16 protein-coding genes and 1 pseudogene are annotated in these 19,086 nt (G+C 47.0%); 8 read left to right on the top strand and 9 right to left on the bottom strand.

Features of this window, described 5'->3' with window-relative positions; all coding sequences use genetic code 11:
* Positions 1-500: 500 nt before the first annotated feature.
* Positions 501-1,991 (bottom strand): annotated as a pseudogene (locus V6669_RS20140) (catalase); the annotation flags it as partial.
* Positions 1,992-2,197: 206 nt separating this feature from the next.
* Here V6669_RS20140 and V6669_RS20135 point away from each other — a divergent pair.
* Complete coding sequence (locus tag V6669_RS20135) at positions 2,198-4,162, top strand: ATP-dependent DNA helicase (RefSeq protein ID WP_338587805.1); 1,965 nt, start codon at positions 2,198-2,200, stop codon at positions 4,160-4,162.
* Between the two features lie 489 nt (positions 4,163-4,651).
* On the opposite strand, the gene cysK is transcribed toward V6669_RS20135, so the two are convergent.
* The 4 genes from cysK to V6669_RS20115 form a co-directional block, all read right to left on the bottom strand.
* Complete coding sequence (gene cysK, locus V6669_RS20130; RefSeq protein WP_338587804.1) at positions 4,652-5,608, bottom strand: cysteine synthase A; 957 nt, start codon at positions 5,606-5,608, stop codon at positions 4,652-4,654.
* 314 nt (positions 5,609-5,922) lie between these two features.
* Positions 5,923-6,306, bottom strand: a complete 384-nt coding sequence (locus tag V6669_RS20125) for a hypothetical protein (protein WP_036674948.1) — start codon at positions 6,304-6,306, stop codon at positions 5,923-5,925.
* Between the two features lie 460 nt (positions 6,307-6,766).
* On the bottom strand, positions 6,767-7,000 hold the full coding sequence (locus V6669_RS20120) for a hypothetical protein (RefSeq protein ID WP_017687536.1): 234 nt from the start codon (positions 6,998-7,000) through the stop codon (positions 6,767-6,769).
* Positions 6,997-8,034, bottom strand: a complete 1,038-nt coding sequence (locus V6669_RS20115) for a nucleotide-binding protein (protein ID WP_051447360.1) — start codon at positions 8,032-8,034, stop codon at positions 6,997-6,999. The genes V6669_RS20120 and V6669_RS20115 overlap by 4 nt, the downstream gene beginning before the upstream one ends.
* A 950-nt stretch (positions 8,035-8,984) precedes the next feature.
* Between V6669_RS20115 and V6669_RS20110 the strand changes: the two genes are divergently transcribed.
* Positions 8,985-9,719, top strand: coding sequence for a YitT family protein (locus V6669_RS20110; RefSeq protein WP_338587800.1), 735 nt, complete (start codon positions 8,985-8,987; stop codon positions 9,717-9,719).
* A 125-nt stretch (positions 9,720-9,844) separates the two neighbouring features.
* Here the strand turns inward: V6669_RS20110 and V6669_RS20105 are convergent, their stop codons facing one another.
* Positions 9,845-10,315 carry a DUF2188 domain-containing protein gene (locus V6669_RS20105; protein WP_338587799.1) on the bottom strand — a complete coding sequence of 157 codons (471 nt, stop codon included), beginning with the start codon at positions 10,313-10,315 and terminating at the stop codon, positions 9,845-9,847.
* Positions 10,316-10,706: 391 nt separating this feature from the next.
* Between V6669_RS20105 and V6669_RS20100 the strand changes: the two genes are divergently transcribed.
* From V6669_RS20100 to V6669_RS20090, 3 genes are all read left to right on the top strand, one after another.
* The gene (locus V6669_RS20100; RefSeq protein WP_307416843.1) at positions 10,707-11,507 is read left to right on the top strand and encodes a lipid II flippase Amj family protein; all 801 of its coding nucleotides are present in this window, start codon (positions 10,707-10,709) and stop codon (positions 11,505-11,507) included.
* A 137-nt stretch (positions 11,508-11,644) separates the two neighbouring features.
* Positions 11,645-12,271 (top strand): TetR family transcriptional regulator C-terminal domain-containing protein, encoded by a 627-nt coding sequence (locus tag V6669_RS20095; protein WP_338587797.1) that lies wholly within the window; start codon positions 11,645-11,647, stop codon positions 12,269-12,271.
* A gap of 62 nt (positions 12,272-12,333) precedes the next feature.
* Positions 12,334-13,569, top strand: a complete 1,236-nt coding sequence (locus tag V6669_RS20090; protein WP_338587795.1) for an MFS transporter — start codon at positions 12,334-12,336, stop codon at positions 13,567-13,569.
* Positions 13,570-13,671: 102 nt separating this feature from the next.
* Here V6669_RS20090 and msrA read toward each other — a convergent pair whose 3' ends face one another.
* The gene (gene msrA / locus V6669_RS20085; RefSeq protein ID WP_036614455.1) at positions 13,672-14,634 is read right to left on the bottom strand and encodes a peptide-methionine (S)-S-oxide reductase MsrA; all 963 of its coding nucleotides are present in this window, start codon (positions 14,632-14,634) and stop codon (positions 13,672-13,674) included.
* Positions 14,635-14,814: 180 nt separating this feature from the next.
* Positions 14,815-15,426: a VTT domain-containing protein gene (locus V6669_RS20080; RefSeq protein ID WP_338587794.1), complete on the bottom strand. Its 612-nt coding sequence runs from the start codon at positions 15,424-15,426 to the stop codon at positions 14,815-14,817.
* Positions 15,427-15,625: 199 nt separating this feature from the next.
* Here V6669_RS20080 and V6669_RS20075 point away from each other — a divergent pair, with 199 nt between their 5' ends.
* Complete coding sequence (locus V6669_RS20075; RefSeq protein ID WP_338587793.1) at positions 15,626-16,564, top strand: Gfo/Idh/MocA family oxidoreductase; 939 nt, start codon at positions 15,626-15,628, stop codon at positions 16,562-16,564.
* A 37-nt stretch (positions 16,565-16,601) separates the two neighbouring features.
* Entirely contained in the window at positions 16,602-16,916 is a 315-nt protein-coding gene (locus V6669_RS20070; protein WP_091028755.1) for a hypothetical protein, read from the top strand.
* Between the two features lie 25 nt (positions 16,917-16,941).
* Here the strand turns inward: V6669_RS20070 and V6669_RS20065 are convergent, their stop codons facing one another.
* Entirely contained in the window at positions 16,942-17,760 is an 819-nt protein-coding gene (locus tag V6669_RS20065) for an AraC family transcriptional regulator (RefSeq protein ID WP_133385436.1), read from the bottom strand.
* Between the two features lie 190 nt (positions 17,761-17,950).
* Here V6669_RS20065 and V6669_RS20060 point away from each other — a divergent pair, with 190 nt between their 5' ends.
* A complete protein-coding gene (locus tag V6669_RS20060) occupies positions 17,951-19,063 on the top strand; it encodes a Gfo/Idh/MocA family oxidoreductase (RefSeq protein ID WP_091028759.1) in 1,113 nt (370 codons plus the stop codon).
* The last annotated feature ends 23 nt before the right edge of the window (positions 19,064-19,086 follow it).

Genomic DNA, 19,086 nt, shown 5'->3' with positions numbered 1-19,086 from the left:
ATCTGATCAGATGGAGGTACATGCAGGCAGGTCAGGCCTGCAAGCTTCCAATGCCTTTAATATCACGTGAATTATGTAATCTTTCCATTGGGTGATAGCTCTCATTTAACGAAGAATCATCTGAAATGAACGTAGAGAAGTGCGCCTTTCCATCCCCAGAGCACAAGTCTTACCTTCGATCCACTCATATGAACTTCATTTAATTTAAAATACATAGCTGCATGCATCCTGAAGTGGAGATTACACTCCAGCTAGTCATGAAAAAGCCCTGATAGCAGCTGCAATTGGCAACTTGACGATCAGGGCTATGTTTAATTTGAAAAGTAATCTGCTTACTTCAAAATACTCAAATGTACTAACAGTGTCAGACTTATCAGTCTAAATGCTGTCCAGCTACTTTAATATCCGTCCGTCTCGCGACTGCGTTTCTCTGCTTGCTCGACACTTGGTTCATGTTTCGGTTGGACCGTCGCACTATCATCGGTTGGCACAGAGGCCAGCCCTTCAGCTACACGACGACCGTAATCGGCATCGGCTTGGGTGAAGTAAGAAATCATACGCTCCCGGATATCCGGTTTGCATTGTGCCAATGCGCCGACCATGTTGTTGATCAGCTCATCCCGCTCCCAATCCTCGAATGCCCGGTACGTATCCCCGGCTTGTCCAAAATCATTCGTACGTTCGATCTGCTCACGCACTAGCCTGCCTTCCACCAACGGTTCATGTTCCGGGCCGCGCGGTGTAGCTTCTTTTAACCCACCAAGGGAGGAAGGCTCGTAGTTCACATGCGGATTCTGCCCCGGTGCACGATCTACCTGATATTGCATCTGCCCGCCGCTCTGATTGGTCGCAACACGGTTCTTCGGCGCATTCACAGGCAATTGCAGGTAGTTCGCACCGACCCGGTGACGCTGGGTATCCGAATAGGAGAAGGTGCGTCCTTGCAGCAGCTTGTCATCCGAGAAATCCAGCCCGTCCACTAGGACACCTGTACCAAATGCCGCTTGCTCCACTTCATTGAAATAATCCTCGGGATTGCGGTTGAGCGTCATTTTGCCCACAGGCAGAAACGGAAACTGATCCGGCGGCCACAGCTTGGTTGGGTCCAGCGGGTCAAAGTCCAGCTCCGGGTGCTCGCCGTCTTCCATTACCTGAACGCACAGCTCCCATTCCGGATAGTCGCCTTGTTCAATGGCATGATACAGATCCAGTGTGGCATGATTGAAATTCTGCCCTTGAATCTCGCTCGCATCTTTTTGCAACAGGTTGCGTATCCCTTGATTGAGCGGTTCCCAGTGGTATTTGATGAGTACGCCTGTGCCTTCCTGATTGACCCACTTATATGTATTGACACCCGAGCCTTGCATCTGCCGATAATTCGCTGGAATGCCCCATGGAGAGAAGAGGAATGTCACCATATGGGTAGCTTCAGGGCTCAGCGAGACAAAATCGAAAAACCGCTCCATATCCTGTGCATTGGTCAACGGGTCTGGCTTAAAGGCATGTACCATATCCGGAAATTTAAGCGGGTCGCGAATGAAAAAGATTTTCAGATTGTTACCCACCAGATCCCAGTTGCCATCCTCGGTATAGAATTTTACAGCAAAGCCGCGTGGATCCCGCAGGGTCTCCGGTGAATGTCCGCCATGTATAACGGTAGAGAAGCGAACGAACACGGGCGTTTGTTTGCCTTTTTCCTGAAATAGACGTGCACGTGTGTACTTCGATACCGGTTCATCCCCGGCCGTTCCATACGCTTCAAATACGCCATGAGCACCAGCACCACGGGCATGGACCACACGTTCCGGAATACGTTCACGGTCGAAGTGAGTAATCTTTTCGAGAAAATGATAGTTCTCCAGCGTAGTCGGTCCCCGGCTGCCAACGGTTCGTACATTCTGATTGTCCGTGATCGGATGACCTTGTCGATCCGTTAATGTCTCAGCTGATTTGTCTGAGGAATGCTCTGGTTGTGAAGACTGATGATTCATGGAGTAAAGCACCGCCTTTCCTTAAAGTGGATTCCTGTATATATTTTCCCTGAAAATTGGTTCTATACATTAAACCTCGCAAATAATCTCGTAAAAAAAGCTTGTCACCCGCTTCATCGCGTGAGATAATTAACTTTTGCCCTGCGGCCTTTTTTGAACGGAAAAATGAAAGAGGACCGCGTCTAAGAATGGAGGCTGACCTAGGATTGTCTACACAACGTTATCCTTTTGCATATGATCCGGCTGAACCTTTTGTATCCCGTCTCGGGGAATGGGTTGCCGATGTTTTTTACGATATTTTGCCAGAGTCCGGCTTCGAGGTACGGGATGAACAGATTTTTATGGCGTACCAGCTCGAACGGGCCTATGGAGATAAAAAGACCATTATGGCGGAGGCCGGTGTCGGAACAGGCAAGACGTTAGTCTATCTGCTCTACGCGGTCTGTTATGCACGTTATACAGGTAAACCGGCAGTGATCGCTTGTGCCGATGAGTCTTTGATTGAACAACTTGTGAAGCCCGGCGGAGATATTGCAAAGCTGGCTGCACATCTGGACTTGGAAGTGGACGCACGTCTGGGTAAGTCACCGGACCAATACGTCTGTCTGAACAAATTAAGTGCGATGCGATTTGCAGATGAAGATGCGCCTGTTATTGAAGAAGTGCATGAGAGTCTGCCGGATTTTGTGAACACGCCGGGTACACTTCAGGCCTTCCATCCATATGGTGACCGTAAACAGTATCCACATCTGAATGATCGTCAGTGGAATAAAATCAACTGGGACCCGTTCCAGGATTGTTTTGTTTGTCCCAAAAGACAACGCTGCGGCCTGACGCTGTCGCGTGACCATTACCGTCGTTCCAAAGACATCATCATCTGTTCCCATGATTACTACATGGAGCATGTGTGGACGTATGATGCGCGTAAACGCGAGGGTCAACTGCCCCTGCTGCCTGATCACAGCTCAGTTGTATTTGATGAAGGACATTTGCTGGAAGAAGCAGCCCTGAACGCACTGAGCTACAAACTGAAACACCGTATTTTCGAGGAACTCGTAACCCGTCTATTGGAAGGCGAGATTCGTGAATCCCTCGCGGAGCGTGTGGATGAAGCGATTGAGAGCAGTGAGCGACTGTTTGCTTTGCTGGATACCTACACGGTGGCGATTCCGGGATCGGAACGGAAAGAAGTTCGGGTAGAGCCGCCACTGCTGCGTGAGATTGAACGTCTGACGAGTGTGCTGGATGCGATCGGTGAGGAACTGGTATTTGAGAGCGGATTGTTCTCGCTGGATGGTTATCAGATGCGTGTGGTGGAAGAACATCTGGACATGATTCAGTCTGCACTTGCTTTGTTCCGCAAGGAAGATGGTTACATCTGTTGGGCGGAAGAGAGCGAGGATGAGACAACCTTATCGATCATGCCGCGTACCGTGAAGGAAATGCTGAACGAGCGTGTGTTCAACACAGGTATTCCAATCGTGTTCTCCTCTGCCACGTTATCTGTGGACAGTTCATTCCGTTATGTGGCGGACAGCCTGGGCATTGATGATTTTGTATCATTCTCGGTGGCTTCTCCGTATGATTATGCGGACAAAATGAAGATGAAGATTACAGACGAAGCTATACCGGGTCACCCGGAGAACGAAAATCGCATGCGTGATGCGGTGTCGTTACTTCAGGAGAGTGGAGGACGTGCGCTGGTTCTGTTCCGTACGATGGAAGAGCTACGTGCGTTCAAGCAGGACATCGTTCATGTACCTGAAGCAGAAGGTTTGCGCTTTATGTATGAGGGCGACCGGGAGATCAGTGATCTGATCGCGGCGTTCCAGCAGGATGAGGAGAGTGTGCTGTGCTCCGTTAATCTGTGGGAAGGACTGGACGTGCCAGGCCCGTCATTATCCAATGTCATGATCTGGTCGCTTCCGTATCCACCACAGGACCCTGTCTTCAATGCAAAACGCAGTGCGTCGGCAGCACCATACGAAGAGATCGATCTTCCGTATATGCTCCTGCGTGTGAAGCAAGGTCTCGGACGTCTGATTCGGACAAGCACGGATTCCGGTTCCGCGGTCATTCTTGATGAATCACTGTATACCAAAAAGGAAGCCAAAGACCGCATTGCGGCCCTGCTTCCTGAAGGTGTGGAATGGACAACCCTGACACATTAATTAGCTTACGTTAAATATTCTTGCTTTGTTTTATACAAAGTTTCTTACCAAAATAAGTTCTTGTTCTCTGCGGATTCACCATCCGTATGGGAGCAAGAGCTTTTTTGTTTATTTTGATGGTTCCTCTAATGTACTTCTCTTCCCTTTTTTTCAAGGAATTTTCCCTCGCTCCTCGCTCCCAATCGCTCCAACATTCTAACGAACCTACCGCACCTTATTAGGGTGATAATGAAGTGATGTAAATTCTAACGAATCTCAGTAACGTTACCCCGCCGAAAATGGCTTTTAAGCCTGTAAATCGACCGAATTTGGAGAAATAACGTCGCTGTGATTCGTTACACGTCAGACCTGCGCAAATAGGAGCGAATAGCGTGTGTCAGGTTCATTAGAACCAATGACCAATGAGCGCTAACAAGGGAGGGCCTCTGTCATGCTCATGACTTATGGGACATGGAAGCCCCTTTTTGATGTGTATAGATTTTAGCTGTGTTAAAAAATATCCATGCTCAGATACCGTTCCCCGGTATCCGGCGCAATGCAGAGCACCCGGTGCCCCGGCCCCAGTTCCTTCGCAATGCGAAGGGAGGCCCACACCGAAGCGCCAGAGGAAGGGCCGAGCAACAGCCCTTCCCGGGCAGCAAGCTGCCGCATCGTATCCAGTGCGTCCTCATCGGACACCTGGATGATGGCATCCCACACGTCGGTATTCAGGATGTCCGGAATGAACCCCGGACTTGTACCGACGAGCTTGTGTGGTCCGGGCTCGCCACCGGACAACACCGGAGACCCTTTGGGCTCCACCGCATAGATGCGAATACCGGGTAACTGCTTGCGCAGTTCTTCCCCCGTCCCGGTAATGGTTCCGCCAGTTCCCGCCGTCGCGATGAAGGCATCCAGCTTGCCTTCCATCTGTTGCATAATCTCGGGAGCCGTCGTGATCCGGTGAATGTCCGGGTTCGCCTGATTTTCGAATTGTTGCGGAATGAAACTTCCTGGAATGTCTGCCTGAAGTTCTTTTGCTTTGCGAATCGCACCTGGCATCCGCTCCGCAGCAGGCGTGAGCACCACATCTGCGCCGTAGGCTTTCAGAATGTTGATGCGTTCCTTGGACATATTGTCCGGCATGATCAGAATGGCTTTATATCCTTTGGCGGCGGCATTCATCGCAAGACCTATGCCCGTATTGCCACTGGTTGGTTCGATAATGGTTGCGCCGGGTAGCAAGTGTCCCGCAAGTTCAGCCTGAACGATCAGATTGTATGCGGCACGGTCTTTGACGCTGCCACTGGGGTTGAAGTATTCCAGTTTCACGTATACGTCAGCGGAGTCGTTGCCTGTGAGTCGGTTCAGTTTAACGGCAGGTGTCTGGCCGATCAGTTCGGTTATATCTGCGGCAATACCAGTATGTGCGGGTGTTCGTTTAATCGAATGTGTATTCAAATCCATGAAGTACAGCTCCTTGATTGATAAGACGTTGAGAGTATATCCGGTTGGAATTAATTCATGCCTTATTGGAATGGTTGGATATCTCTTCTCCATCTTAATGAACGTAACCTTCCGTGGTCAACTTGTTTTGCTGGAGATGGATATTCTAAGGCTCAGAGTTAAAGTAGTAATGAACATCAACAATTAGTGGTAGTGACGTTTTGTAATGGATTCAAGCGTAACCTTAGATGGTGAGCAGGTTGATCATATCCATCTGATTTAGATGAAAAATAGAAGGGGTTCGCATACCCGGGTTCAATATTATCAGAGTTGTATCAAGTCTGCGCCAAGTCCATCTGCAGATGCCGACTGAGTTCTTTTTTGACTTCATTGCGTGCGAATGTCCACAGCATATAGAACCGTTGCCAATACCCTCTGCACATATACAGAGTTTCGATTCCCTCGGCTTCCCGTTTCTCTTCCAGTACTTTGACACCGCGGGTTCTCATCTGTTTACGAAGGGCCAACATCTCCTTGAGCACATTGTTCTGAATGCGGGTCAGCGACAGAATGTAGACTTCAGGCATCTTCAACAGCAGCGTATCCAGTGTGTGAATATCTCGTTCAAGTACATCCAGCAAAAGCGTGCGCACAACCAGACCTTTGATCAGACGGTGGTCTTCATCCGCAGGGGATGGGGCGGAAGTTGAGGATGTCATATGTTCACTTCCTTAACCTTTAATTGGAATTTTATATTTACAGAACATGTGTTCCTGTATTATAATCAATATATGTAATGGAGATACACAATACAACCGAGAAATATTGGAAGCACACATTACCGCATTTTCCTAAAGGTACAGATAATGAATGAAGCTAGGGATTTAGGGACAAGCCTGCTCCAAAATAAGGTATAATTTATGGGTTTTGCAGGAAACCTAAGGCCATACCAAATAAGCCTTATGCAATGCAGTCTGCTGCAGAATTATTACAAGCAATGAATTACTGCAATGAATTGCAATCATGATTCAAGGATGCCTTACCTTAACACGATGGCACCAGGTCGACGAGTAGAAGCAGTTTTTGACGAAAATGAGCAACAAAAAAGCCCCTGCCTTGGGCGGCGGGGCCTATGGAATACTGCCGATTCAGCGGCAGGTATGATGATGTGTTCAGAAATTAAGCAAGATATTGAGGCTTTTCGTAGAACGCCTCTTTTTCAAGGATGACCTTATAAGGTCTTTCCTTGCCCTTCAGGGAGGGCCCAATGGTAGTTAGCGGTACGGCCGGCTTGTGGAAACGATCTTCTTCCTTGGGTTCCGGAACCGGTCGTGATGATTCGGGCGCAGAACTGAGGCGTACCTTTTTTTCGCTGCCCCAGCGCTTGCTTATTTTTTTCGTTTCCGGTTTCATTCCGGTTCGCCTCCTAACAAATCGTTGATGGCGTTGAACAGTTGACGATTCTGTAGGTCAATCTGCTGAAATACCGCCTCATCCGCTTCAATATGTCCAATAATGTGAACGGTGATTACATACCTCTTGGCTACAGGATAGCATAGCAGATACTCTTTCTCAAGGTAATCATCATACAGGTTAATCTTGATTTTATTCTCCCGGTAAGAATCAATCACCAGGATGCGCTTGGGATCATCCGGTTGTTTGTCGTCGTTAGCGGACAAGTCATACTTTCTCCCCGGTTCTCCAACATTACCACATAATTGCTCAATATAACCACTGTCATCTGTACGGTATATGGCTGTGCCACGTACCGCGAATGGAGGATGAGAGACAAAGGCAGTACGCAGGGCATCGCTCATTCGCTCCAGCATCTTGGCATCTGCTTTACGGGTACGCAGCAGTTCCCTAAAGAACCGCAGCAACTTAAGCAGTTGTAACCTCGCTTCTCCCTCAGTGCGTTTATGCTTCTCAATGATGTTCTCCAATTCTGGATCACTCCAGCGTCCTTGTTCCTCAATACTGTCTGCGATTTTGGAACATGCGACGGATACAGCTGGTGCCCACTTTCCGTCAGAACGGATTTCATATACGAGTGGATTTAATCCCAGCAAATCTGTGGGCATACGCAATCCTTCAACCTTGGTTGTGTCCTTGATGTCTGTAATATCCTCAGGAAGAATGAAAAAAATACGTTTTCGTCCCAGACGACCCATAAACAGACCCATTTCCAGCATTGTATTATCCCGGACCGACGCGTAGTACTTCCCGCGAATTTTGGATATATCATCCGGATGAAAAATAAAAATGGCAAAGTCAGTCGTACGGACCTCTACTTCCAGATCGTCCATGGTATAGCTGCTTGGATTAAAAACCCCAGAATACCAAGGGGTAACTTCGGCTGAAAAACGTAAGTTTTCGTGTACTGCGGCTGCAATCGGCTTCGCTTCCAGCGAGCAGCCAATAAAGACTCTTGGCTTTAACGTTTTCATCAATCCGCCTCGCTTAAACGGTAGTGGGATTCAATTGTTATATTATACCATAAACAGCAGAGTAAGTCTGGAAACGTCTGAACTGGACAAAGAATAAGCCGATTACGTTTTGCTATAGTGTATGTACGAAAGGAAAATGATTCCTTTAAAAAGCGCAAGAAAATAAAAAAAGGCCCCAATTTGTCACAGTTGGGTGACTGACAGTTATTTTTGGAAGCTTTGGTCATAGAATAAAGGAGCAGGTTGCACCATTAGCAAGCATTGCTTATCCTGGTGTTGCCGTATGACTGCTGGAGCAGTCCAAAGGCTGCTTTATGCCTGTTTTTGAGGGGTCTGCTGTTTAGACCCGGTCACGTTGGTGTTATATAATAGAAGAACAAGCAAGTTAGCTTTGGTGTTTAAACTGAATGAACTTGCAACTGCTGTAAGTTGGATTTACAATTTACACAGGAACGAAGAGTGCAGAACCCATCTGTAGAAGCGAAGCGTTCGCCTGAAAGCTTTTTGAATGAAAGCAGCTTCGGAAGCATAAGCGATCACCGGATTTTCCCCAGAGGGAAAATGGAATTCCAAAAATCCGGGGATAACCGCGATCGAAAGAGGGTACTGTAATCCAAGTGTAAGTGTACAATTAAATGTTCAAGCTTATGCATTGTAGTTATTTTTCAGTTTAACTGAGCACAGCTAACCACAACAGAACAGAAAGGATCAGGATACCATGAGTTCCCGAAGGACAATCTCCCCAAGGACGATCTGGAAACGTTACGATCTCTCATACACATAGCGCCCCTTGTAGAGTACACCAACCGGTTCAAAAAAACGGCTGACTCTGCGAAAGAGGGGATTGGAATGAATATTCGAAGGACGTACACGATGATTTCTTCCAGGCTTACCTTTTGCAGGGTACGGTCGGTCTAAAAAACCAACCTACAAACTGCGAGGGAACCTGAATGAAGAGAACATCGTTAACCTTACAACACGTTAAAACAGAGGCGATCAAATTCGCCATTATGCTACTCGGTACATTTATTTTAGCTTTTGCTTATTATCACATTAACTTTCAGAATCATTTATCGGAGGGCGGATTTGTTGGTCTGGCCCTGCTCGGAAAATACGCAACAGGCTTATCACCTGCTATCGGTATGTTGTTACTGGACATTCCGGTCATGATCCTGGCTTGGTTCCTCAAAGGCTGGAAATTCATGATTCAGGCATTGCTTGGCGTCGGTGCATTTTCCCTATTCTATGACGGCTTTGAACGATACTCTACACTGGTATTGTCGTTTAACGGAAATCTGTGGATTCCGGCAGTTCTATCCGGTATTTTGACAGGGGTAGGCGCTGGGGTCGTGCTTCGATTCGGTGGAGCGACAGGCGGAGACGATATTCTCGCCGTGCTGGTTAGCCGCTGGAAGGGATGGAAGCTGGGAACAGTTTTCTTTGTCAGTGATGCTTTTGTATTGGGATTGTCGCTTTTCTTTCTTCCGGTAAAAGAAACTTTATATACGATTCTGGCCGTATGGATTGCCAGTAAAGTCATTACGTACGTCGTTAGTGTTCCGGCTCGCGGAACCGTGGTTACAACTTCGGCTGTGAAATTGCCGATGCCATCGGCTGCAGCCAAGGCAGTTAACGCTGCTGCTATTTCACAACGGACTACGGTGGCTAGAGGGGTATCCAATTAACCATACGTTTCAGAACAACCATAACCTGTATGCATCATATTCAGGTCTTGATAGTTAACGTTCATATAAAATCCCTTTTGACTGCTCTTCAGCAGCAAAAGGGATTTTATTGTTTTCCGATTCATTCAGGGTTTGATCGAAGAAGCAATCTGACCATCCTGATTATGGATAATCGCTCGAATATTTTGTTTGCTACTCAGTTCTTTGGCCTTATCTACAGCTTCTGCCTTAGTATCAAATGTGGACAGATAGGTAGACTTTCCTTCTTCCTTGATCGCCCAACCGGAGTCGGTAGGTACTACATGGATGTTATCATGACTTTTGGACGAAGAAACGGGCTCGGAATGACGACGATCTGTGGAAGACGACTTGTTACGGTTGGAATTTTCGGAAGAAGATGTGGAGTCCGACTTCGAACTTTCCGGTGCGGGATGATTCTCATCCCATTCTTCCGCCTTAGCTGTCGCTATAGCAATCGAGCGTCCTTCCTCATACCCGTCATCGAGCAGAGCATTAGCAATCTCAATTGCTTTATGTCTGACACGTGGTTCCAGGTTCTTCATAGATACCGGGTAATCCTGTTTGTTCCAAGGCATATGAACCCCTCCTGTACAATAATGGATTAGTTGTATATTACCCTCTGAGGGGAGGGATAAACGATAAACAGCCGAGGTCGTAAGTGCATTTACCGATGATCTATATAAATTGAAATAAACATTTACACGAAACGGAGAGGACAGAAAAAACCTGAAGAAACGAAGTGTTCGCCTTTATCCCCGGATTTACCCCTTTATAAAAGGAATCAAAAAAATCTGGGGATAACAGCGATCGGAAGGTTGTTCTGTCATCGGAGTGTCCAGTGTAAACATTATTTATTTCAACTTATATAAAAGGATCTCGTTCCTATACTTTTGCAAGCCAGAGGAGTATAATGCTGTCCATGAAAGAAATAAGTTCAATAACAGGAATATAAAGGAGTACATACATATGTTTAGTCTTAGCCTGGCAATCCCTATGCTGTTCACCATGCTGATTCATGCCGCAGACAGCTTGTCATACGCGCTCCGCCTTGGTGGACTACGCACCCGCAGAATCGCGCTAGCCATTTCTTTGGCGGGTATCTTGCTGTTGGTTTCTCGAACCTCGAATATGGCCCAGGGCCCAATGGTAGGTAATCTGGTGGATACCGCAACACGTGGAGCCAATCCACACTTTGCGGCACAACTACACTGGTTAATGGGTGCGGCAACGATTGGAACGGCATTAGCCATATTGTGTTTTCCAACCATGGTGAAGCTCTCATCGAGAATGGTTGTCCATTTTGAAGCAGCCGGTTCCATCCCTGCGATGGTTCGCGGTATGCTGAAGCGAAGCAAGTTTAGAAATGCAACGTATTACATCACCCCGCCATCCTGGAAGATGGCCAAACGATTGGTACAACATGGGATGCCAAGACGGTTAATGCTGCTGAATGTAGCGGTAACCGCAATCTATACCACAGGTGTCCTGTCCAGCTTGTACGCGGCGTATCTTTACCCAGGGCAGGCTGTAGCTGCATCCCAATCAACCGGGTTAATTAACGGAATAGCGACTATTTTGTTAACCATCCTGATTGATCCGCGGATTTCCCTGCTCAGTGACAAATCATTACGTGGCGAGATCCGTTTGGATCGCATGAATCAGATTTATGGTTGCATGCTCGTATCCCGTTTATTCGGTACTCTGTTGGCACAGTTGTTATTAATTCCATTTGCGTATTGGATCGGTTGGATTGTAAGTATGATGTGACGACTTCTTTCCTGAATTGTAGCCAGGCATTCTCTTGTACATCCTTTTGAAACAGCAAATGAGAGGGTGCCTGAGCAAATTGAATTGACGGGGTATTTGTGCTGTGATACTATTAGACCGAATAGTCGGTTTAGTTTATGGGGGTTTTTCCAATCGAAGTCAAACGAAGAAAAGACGTTGCCCAGATAAAGAAAGACATTGCGCGTAATACCAAGGAACTGTTTGCCCAAAAGGGATATAGTGCAACTTCCATGGAAGACATATGTACGATTAACAATCGGAGTAAAGGCAGCATCTATTATCATTTCAAAAGCAAAGAAGAGTTATTCATGTATCTAATCAAGCTTAACAATGAAGATTGGATGGATGCTTGGCTGGACAAAGAATCCGGGTATAAGACTGCCATAGACAAACTGTACGGACTTGCTGACCATTACGTGGATGATTTGGCTAACCCGCTGAATCACGCCATTAACGAGTTTGTCTCGGGTCAGGTCGTCAGTCAGGAGATGCTTGATGAGATGCTTTCCCTGATCCGTATTCCGTATGCGACATATGAGTCCATTATTACTAAAGGGATGGAAGATGGGGAGTTAAAACCGGATGACCCACAGGATGTAATGCACATTATCTACGGTCTCTTTAGCGGATTGACTACGCTCTACTATGAGAAGGACCTGACGGATATTCGTCGTATTTACCACAAAGGCATGGCCAGTCTGCTGGCAGGTATTCAAAACGTTAACCATGAAAAGCTGATGTAACTGTCAGTTTTTCTTTTAAATATTAATAAACCGGACAGTCGGTTTAAAAGAGGAGATGGAGAATGAACACATTGTTCAGAAACAAAGCTTTTTTAATCGTGACAGGGTCTGATCTGCTGCAAAATCTGGCGATATGGATCCGAAATATGGCAATCCTCTATTATGTGATGGATCGAACTCAGGGAAGTCCGATAGCCGTCTCGCTGATTACCGTACTTGAATATGCTCCGATTTTTGTTTTCTCCATCATTGGCGGTGCACTTGCTGATCGCTGGAATCCCAAACGTACGATGATACTGGGGGATATTCTGAGTGCGTTGTCTATTGTCATGATTATTGGCGTCTTATCTTCTGGGTATTGGCAGATTCTATACGTAGCCACGTTTGTATCCTCTATCGTTAGCCAGTTTTCTCAACCATCCTCTCTAAAGATTGTGAGGCGAAATGTAAAGGGAGAACATTTGCAGTCTGCAATTGCTATTACACAGAGTGGTCAATCGTTGTTTTTAATTCTCGGACCAATCGTCGGAACGTTTATATACACTGCAATGGGGATTCAGGCGTCCATGTACGCTTTACTCATTCTATTCCTCACCTCTGCGCTTCTACTCACATTTCTGCCTAAAGATGCCACTCAGCGGGAAATAAATACCTCATTATTAGCGGATATCAAAGAGGGCTGGCAATATGTTGCTCGATCTCGCTCGTTAAAAATGCTTAGTCTGGTATTCATCTGTATAGGGCTTTCTGCGGGTCTCATCAGCCCACTTGGAATATTTCTGATCACCGAACGTTTGGGACTTGAAGCAACGTCGTTACAGTTTTTGTCTGGTGCATCTGGAATAGGTTTATTGATTGGAGGAGGTATTGCGGCTGCTGTAAGTGCCAAGCTGAACCAGACCTTAACTCTGCTTGTAGGTGTGCTGTGTCTGGCTGTAGCCACGATGGGGGAAGTGTTATCCAGTTGGTTCTGGCTGACTATTGTCATCAGCTTCTTAAGCTCAATCAGTTTGGCATTCATCAACGTCATCATCTCCACATACTTGGTCACTCGGATCGATGAGCACTTGATCGGGAGAGTGAATGGCACCATCACACCTTTATTCATAGGAAGCATGCTTCTTGGATCTTCAATGGCAGGTGTACTGATGAACAGCACATCCATTTTTATCGTCTACGCAATCTCGGTTACCGTGATGATCATGGGTATTGTTCCAGCGATGCGAATTCAATTTGGTAATGATCAGACGGCTCCTGCCAGTCAATTGAGTTCGGAAATCTCTTCGAGCAAAACTTAATCAATGCATTCTCCTGTAACATTAGTTCGTCTATTCAAAAAAGAATGTACAACAAAAAGCAGCGGGATCATCCCACTGCTTTTTTTGTATTTGTATTAAAACTTATTGGAAAAGGACGGCGTACTCACCGTATCCTTCTTTTTGCAAGTCTTCTTTGGGTACAAAACGAAGTGCAGCAGAGTTGATGCAATAACGCATTCCACCTGCTTCGGCAGGACCATCGTTGAACAGGTGACCCAGATGGGAATCGCCCTCACGACTTCTCACTTCGGTACGAATCATGAAGTGGCTGAGATCGGTTTTTTCCTTCACGTTGTGGTCACGTAATGGACGTGTGAAGCTCGGCCAGCCACAGCCGGAATCGTATTTGTCAGTAGAACTGAACAATGGCTCGCCAGATACGATGTCCACATAGATACCATCACCGTGGTGATCCCAGAATTCGTTATGGAATGCAGGCTCGGTCGCGCTGTTCTGCGTAACTTCATATTGAAGCGGCGTCAAACGCTCTTTCAGCCCGTCTTTATCCACGTTACCTGTCCAGTTGCGTTCGATGAAATCTACACGTCCAGAACCTTTGCTGTAGCGTTTGTAATGGGCAGGGTTTTTCCGGTGATAATTTTGGTGATGTTCTTCCGCTTCATAGAACGGTTTGGCTGGCAAAATCGGAGTGAAGATTGGTTTGTCAAAACGTCCACTTTGTCCCAGCTCTGCTTTGGAAGCTTCCGCAATCTGGCGCTGCTCTTCGCTGTGATAGAAGATAGCCGTCTGATAAGAAGATCCGCGGTCATGGAATTGTCCGCCTGTATCCGTAGGGTCAATCTGCTGCCAGAACAGTTCAACCAGTTTCTTATAAGGGAAGATGGCAGGGTCGAACGTAATTTGCACAGCCTCTACATGTCCTGTTGTCTCCGAGCAGACCTCTTCATATGTTGGATTCTCGGTATGTCCTCCTGTATAACCCGATACGATCTTATGAATACCGGGCAGTTCTTCAAAGGGGGATACCATACACCAGAAGCATCCGCCTGCAAAAGTTGCTAACTCACTTGAATGTTGTTCCATGCTATAGTCACTCCATTTCTGATGAAGATTTACCGCTCGTGTTCGAGCTCCAGCAATCTACCGTTTTATTAAACTTGTTACACAAGCATTAGGCTTGCTCTTCTATTATATCCTGAATTGGCAAGCCAACCAAGCCGGAATGAAAACAAGCTGAATCTGAACGGTTTGCGAATTCTGAATTCAGGCCTTGTTGCGTGACCGAAAGCGAAACAAAAGCAATACAATGGCCATGAGTACCAGATATCCGGCAAGGATCGCCAGGCTCAGCCAGATTGATGTTTCAGCTTGGGCACCTGCATAGGCAAAAACAAAAATCGCGGGCATTTTGCCAATAGCCGTAGCGACCATGAAAACCCAGAATGGTGTATACGTTATACCTGCATAGATATTAACGGCCATCTGAGGCACGACTGGCAGCAGCCGCATCGACATGACACCCATGAACGGATGTGCTTCCATCCATGTGGTAAAACGGTTCAGACCCTTAATACGTTCGAGGTACGATCTCGCCTGATGTCTGAAGATGGTTCTTGCTCCACCATAAACGAGCATGGCAGCAAGTGTGGTGCCAAGCCAGCATATCCAGGCTGCCGTGGTGGTACCGTAACTGTAACCAAAGGCGATAATAACAAACTTATAAGGAATCACTGGCACAAGAGCAAACAAGGTTGCCATGGCGAGTAACAGCGGAATGGACTGATGGAGATCGGTCCAGGCCAGCAGTTCATATCTGTAAATAAACGTGACTCCTGCAAGTAAAACATATAACAGAAGCCATAACCATTTTCGCAAAATCCCAAACGCTCCTTTCAGATCAGGCAGGTCTAGTCGTGTCCCGATCTGTACTGCTGTTCCTCCTAAGTTTACCACGTTCGCCCATTGTCTGAACAATTCGTGCGAAGTCTGCTGCAATCACTGGCAAGTTGCTGTCCGAAGGGTTACACTATAGGACGTGGAAATATAGAACCGAACTGAAGGTGGAATGATCATCATGGAAACAACCCAACGTAAACGAGTTGCAATTATCGGCCTCGGCGATATTGCACGTAAAGTATATTTGCCGCTGTTAACAGCTCATCCGAACGTGGAGATTGTAGGCATTATGAACCGATCTCCGGAACCGGTCAAAGCCGTTCAGGAGGCGTATCGATTAGAACGGGGAACAACGGATCTGAAAGAACTGTTGTCCTGGGATCTGGATGCGGTGTTTGTACATACAGCAACGGAAGTGCACTTTGACATTGTCATGCAATGTCTGGAACAGGGATTAGCCGTGTACGTAGACAAACCGTTATCCTATACGATTCGGGAGTCGGAAGAGATGACGGCTTTTGCCGAGGCACAAGGGCTGCTACTGGCAGTGGGCTTCAACCGCAGATTCGCACCGATGTACCAAAAAGCCAAAGAATGGATGCAGGGTGGAAAAGGTTTTGAATCCTTGACAGTGACCAAACATCGTACAGGCATTCAGGATCGTCCTGCGGCAGAAACCATCTATGATGATCTCATCCATATGCTGGATCTGATGTTGTGGTACTCGGATCATAATGTGGAGTTGCTTCATCAATGGATTCGGAAGAATGATCTGGACAGACTGCTGCATGCAACCGGAACGGCCAAGCTGGGCAGAACAGCCTACGGTCGATTCGATATGGTGCGTGAAGCTGGGGCAGATCTGGAGAAGATCGAATTGCATGGTGGTGGACGATCTGTTGAAGTAGTGAACATGGACACGATCAGCTGCATGGAACAAGGGAGTCTGGAAACCAAAGAAACGTTCGGGAGTTGGGACACCGTGTTAACACGCAGAGGTTTTAGCGGAGCAGTTGACAATTTCCTGGCTTGTCTGGACTCACCTGATGATTGCCTGATCAGTGCAAGTCACGTCATGGACAGTCATGAACTGGCGGAACAATTGATTCGCAAATAATTGCAGAGCAGAATACACATACGGAGGAATACAAGTCATGGATGAATATGAAAAGGAACGTAATAAACAGATCGAGGAAGCTGTCATTGAAACTTATAAACAGGAAGAAGAGATGATGATCCTCGTATTTGCCCAGTGGTGTGTCAATAATGGTTTGGACCCGGAAGAGATGTACCGGCAAGCCTACCCGAATCAGCAGAGCAACGAGCGTTTGCAGCAGGTGCAGAAGCTGATTGTATCCAAGGAGGAAGCCGGTGAGATCCCGGATGATACGGTACTTGGCGTGTTGTCCATGTTTGGCAATGAAGATCTGGCGATGGTTGTATCCGAGGCCATAGCCGCGCGCAAATAAGTTCAACTTACGTATACTGGTATGATTACATCTGTTCCCGGTGAATGACGCGGAATTCCTTCGGGGACATGCCGAACCGGGAACGGAATACCCGATGGAAATAGGTATAGTTGTTAAAGCCGGAAGACTCAGACACTTGCTCCAGAGTCATTGGACTGAAAATAATCCGTTCCCTCGCCATGTTCAGCCTTACGTCAAGCGTGTATTGCATGATGCTTTTGCCAAACGCTTCTTTGAAGAGATGAACACCCCGTGAGACACTGATACCAATATGTGTTGCCACATCATCGAGCTTGAATAAAGAGGAAGCGTTTTCTTCAATATAATTCTTGATCTCATAAGCCACGTAATTGGTATTGGTTATCGTTGGATGCTCCGCGAGCAGACGATCCACTTCGAGACATAAAATTCGCATATAATAACTTGAAATTTCCGGATAAGGATTGGAGATGCGGCGCTGCTCCAGTACGAGCTGTCGAAACAGGACCAAGAGGCTTTCCGTCAGTTCGACTTTGATCCGGGTCGGCCGTTTGTGACGCTTCCACCACTCATCCACCCAGGAACCATTGAAGAAGATGTGATAGTCACCACTCTCCACCAGTCGTTCTCCCATCGGATTGGTTTCATTGTCTATTCTCAGCTCATAAGGCTCGTCAGGATCAAAAAGAAGCAGATCGCCCGCATCTACCAGGGACATGTCCCCGTCTATGCGTGCACGGCAACGTCCGTCTGTTTGCAGTCTTAACAGGTAGTTCTTCACACCTTCGGGCTGCACCATAGCGTAGGGTTTACGATGAAATGAAAAGCCTGCTGTAAGAACTTGGCAGGAAGAATCTGTAGGCATGGGCATACTCCTTGCAATTTGAAAATTATGACCAGATAGTTCATGTTTCAATCATATTATTCATTTTAATTGAAGCTGAAACGGAATACCATAGTATTAGATTTAAGGAACAGGAAACATCCAATAAAACATATGTATCTCAACCATTCAAACGCAGATTTTCACCATGCGTAAGGAGATGAACGTCACAGTGGAGAAAATGAAAGCAGGCATCATCGGGTGTGGTAACATCAGCGCCATCTACTTGGAAAATCTCAAAAACAACCCGGTCATTGAAGTCGTGGCTGTTGCGGATTTGATTCGTGAACGCGCTCAGGAACGGGCAGATGAATTTAATATCGCAAACGTTTACAATGTAGATGAGTTGCTGCAAAATAACGAAATTGAACTTGTGTTGAACCTTACGGTTCCTGGAAGTCACGCCATGACCGATCTGGCTGCACTCGAAGCAGGCAAACATGTGTATGCCGAGAAACCGCTGGCAATTTCTCTTGAGGATGGTCGCAAGGTTGTTGAGCTGGCTGAGGAAAAGGGATTGTATGTTGGTTCTGCACCGGACACCTTCCTTGGTTCAGGCATACAGACAGCTCGTAAAGCCATTGAGGATGGGCTGATTGGCAAGCCGGTTGCAGCGACTTCATTCTTTATGGGTGGAGGACCAGAAGCTTGGCATCCCAATCCGGAGTTCTTTTATGTTGCAGGTGGCGGACCGATGTTTGATATGGGACCTTACTATCTGACCGCTCTGATTACGTTGCTTGGACCGATACGCAGAATCAGCGCCTCGGCAGGCATACAGATTGCAGATCGCAAGATTGGCTCCGGACCGAAGGAAGGTACAGCGCTTCAAGTAGAGACGCCTACCCACTTGGCAGGAACGATTGATTTCGCAGAAGGTGCCATTGCAACGATGATTACCAGTTTCGATATTCGCGGAGCTTCGGATCTGCCACGTATTGAAATCTATGGTACAGAAGGTACGCTTAGTGTACCGGACCCCAACTATTTTAACGGGGAAGTGAAGGTTCGCAGATACGGTCAAGACACTTGGGAGACGGTCAAACCAGTCTTCGAAAGTGGACAAAACGAACGAGGCATCGGCGTAACGGAAATGGTTGAATCCATTCGTGCCGGACGGGAACACAAAGCCAGTGGCAAGCTTGCTTATCACGTACTGGAAGCCATGCATTCATTCCAGCGTTCTTCACTTGAAGGCAAGCACGTACATCTGGAGAGCAGCTATGATTCTTTTGCAGTAACTCGCACAGTTCAAACTGAGATTGAAACCGTGGAATCCCACTAGTCTGAGTAAAAAGTGTTCGAAGC

The organism is Paenibacillus sp. Y5S-9 (assembly GCF_036894235.1).
Classification (GTDB): domain Bacteria; phylum Bacillota; class Bacilli; order Paenibacillales; family Paenibacillaceae; genus Paenibacillus.
This window is presented reverse-complemented; position numbering and strand designations above follow the sequence as displayed.

Excerpts from the sequence above, each read along its gene's own strand:
- V6669_RS20115 (WP_051447360.1), bottom strand. The coding sequence starts at position 8,034 with ATGAAAACGTTAAAGCCAAGAGTCTTTATTGGCTGCTCGCTGGAAGCG.
- cysK (WP_338587804.1), bottom strand. The coding sequence starts at position 5,608 with ATGGATTTGAATACACATTCGATTAAACGAACACCCGCACATACTGGT.
- V6669_RS20075 (WP_338587793.1), top strand. The coding sequence starts at position 15,626 with ATGGAAACAACCCAACGTAAACGAGTTGCAATTATCGGCCTCGGCGAT.
- V6669_RS20065 (WP_133385436.1), bottom strand. The coding sequence starts at position 17,760 with ATGCCTACAGATTCTTCCTGCCAAGTTCTTACAGCAGGCTTTTCATTT.
- V6669_RS20105 (WP_338587799.1), bottom strand. The coding sequence starts at position 10,315 with ATGCCTTGGAACAAACAGGATTACCCGGTATCTATGAAGAACCTGGAA.
- V6669_RS20100 (WP_307416843.1), top strand. The coding sequence starts at position 10,707 with ATGTTTAGTCTTAGCCTGGCAATCCCTATGCTGTTCACCATGCTGATT.
- V6669_RS20095 (WP_338587797.1), top strand. The coding sequence starts at position 11,645 with ATGGGGGTTTTTCCAATCGAAGTCAAACGAAGAAAAGACGTTGCCCAG.
- V6669_RS20070 (WP_091028755.1), top strand. The coding sequence starts at position 16,602 with ATGGATGAATATGAAAAGGAACGTAATAAACAGATCGAGGAAGCTGTC.
- msrA (WP_036614455.1), bottom strand. The coding sequence starts at position 14,634 with ATGGAACAACATTCAAGTGAGTTAGCAACTTTTGCAGGCGGATGCTTC.
- V6669_RS20110 (WP_338587800.1), top strand. The coding sequence starts at position 8,985 with ATGAAGAGAACATCGTTAACCTTACAACACGTTAAAACAGAGGCGATC.
- V6669_RS20125 (WP_036674948.1), bottom strand. The coding sequence starts at position 6,306 with ATGACATCCTCAACTTCCGCCCCATCCCCTGCGGATGAAGACCACCGT.
- V6669_RS20120 (WP_017687536.1), bottom strand. The coding sequence starts at position 7,000 with ATGAAACCGGAAACGAAAAAAATAAGCAAGCGCTGGGGCAGCGAAAAA.
- V6669_RS20090 (WP_338587795.1), top strand. The coding sequence starts at position 12,334 with ATGAACACATTGTTCAGAAACAAAGCTTTTTTAATCGTGACAGGGTCT.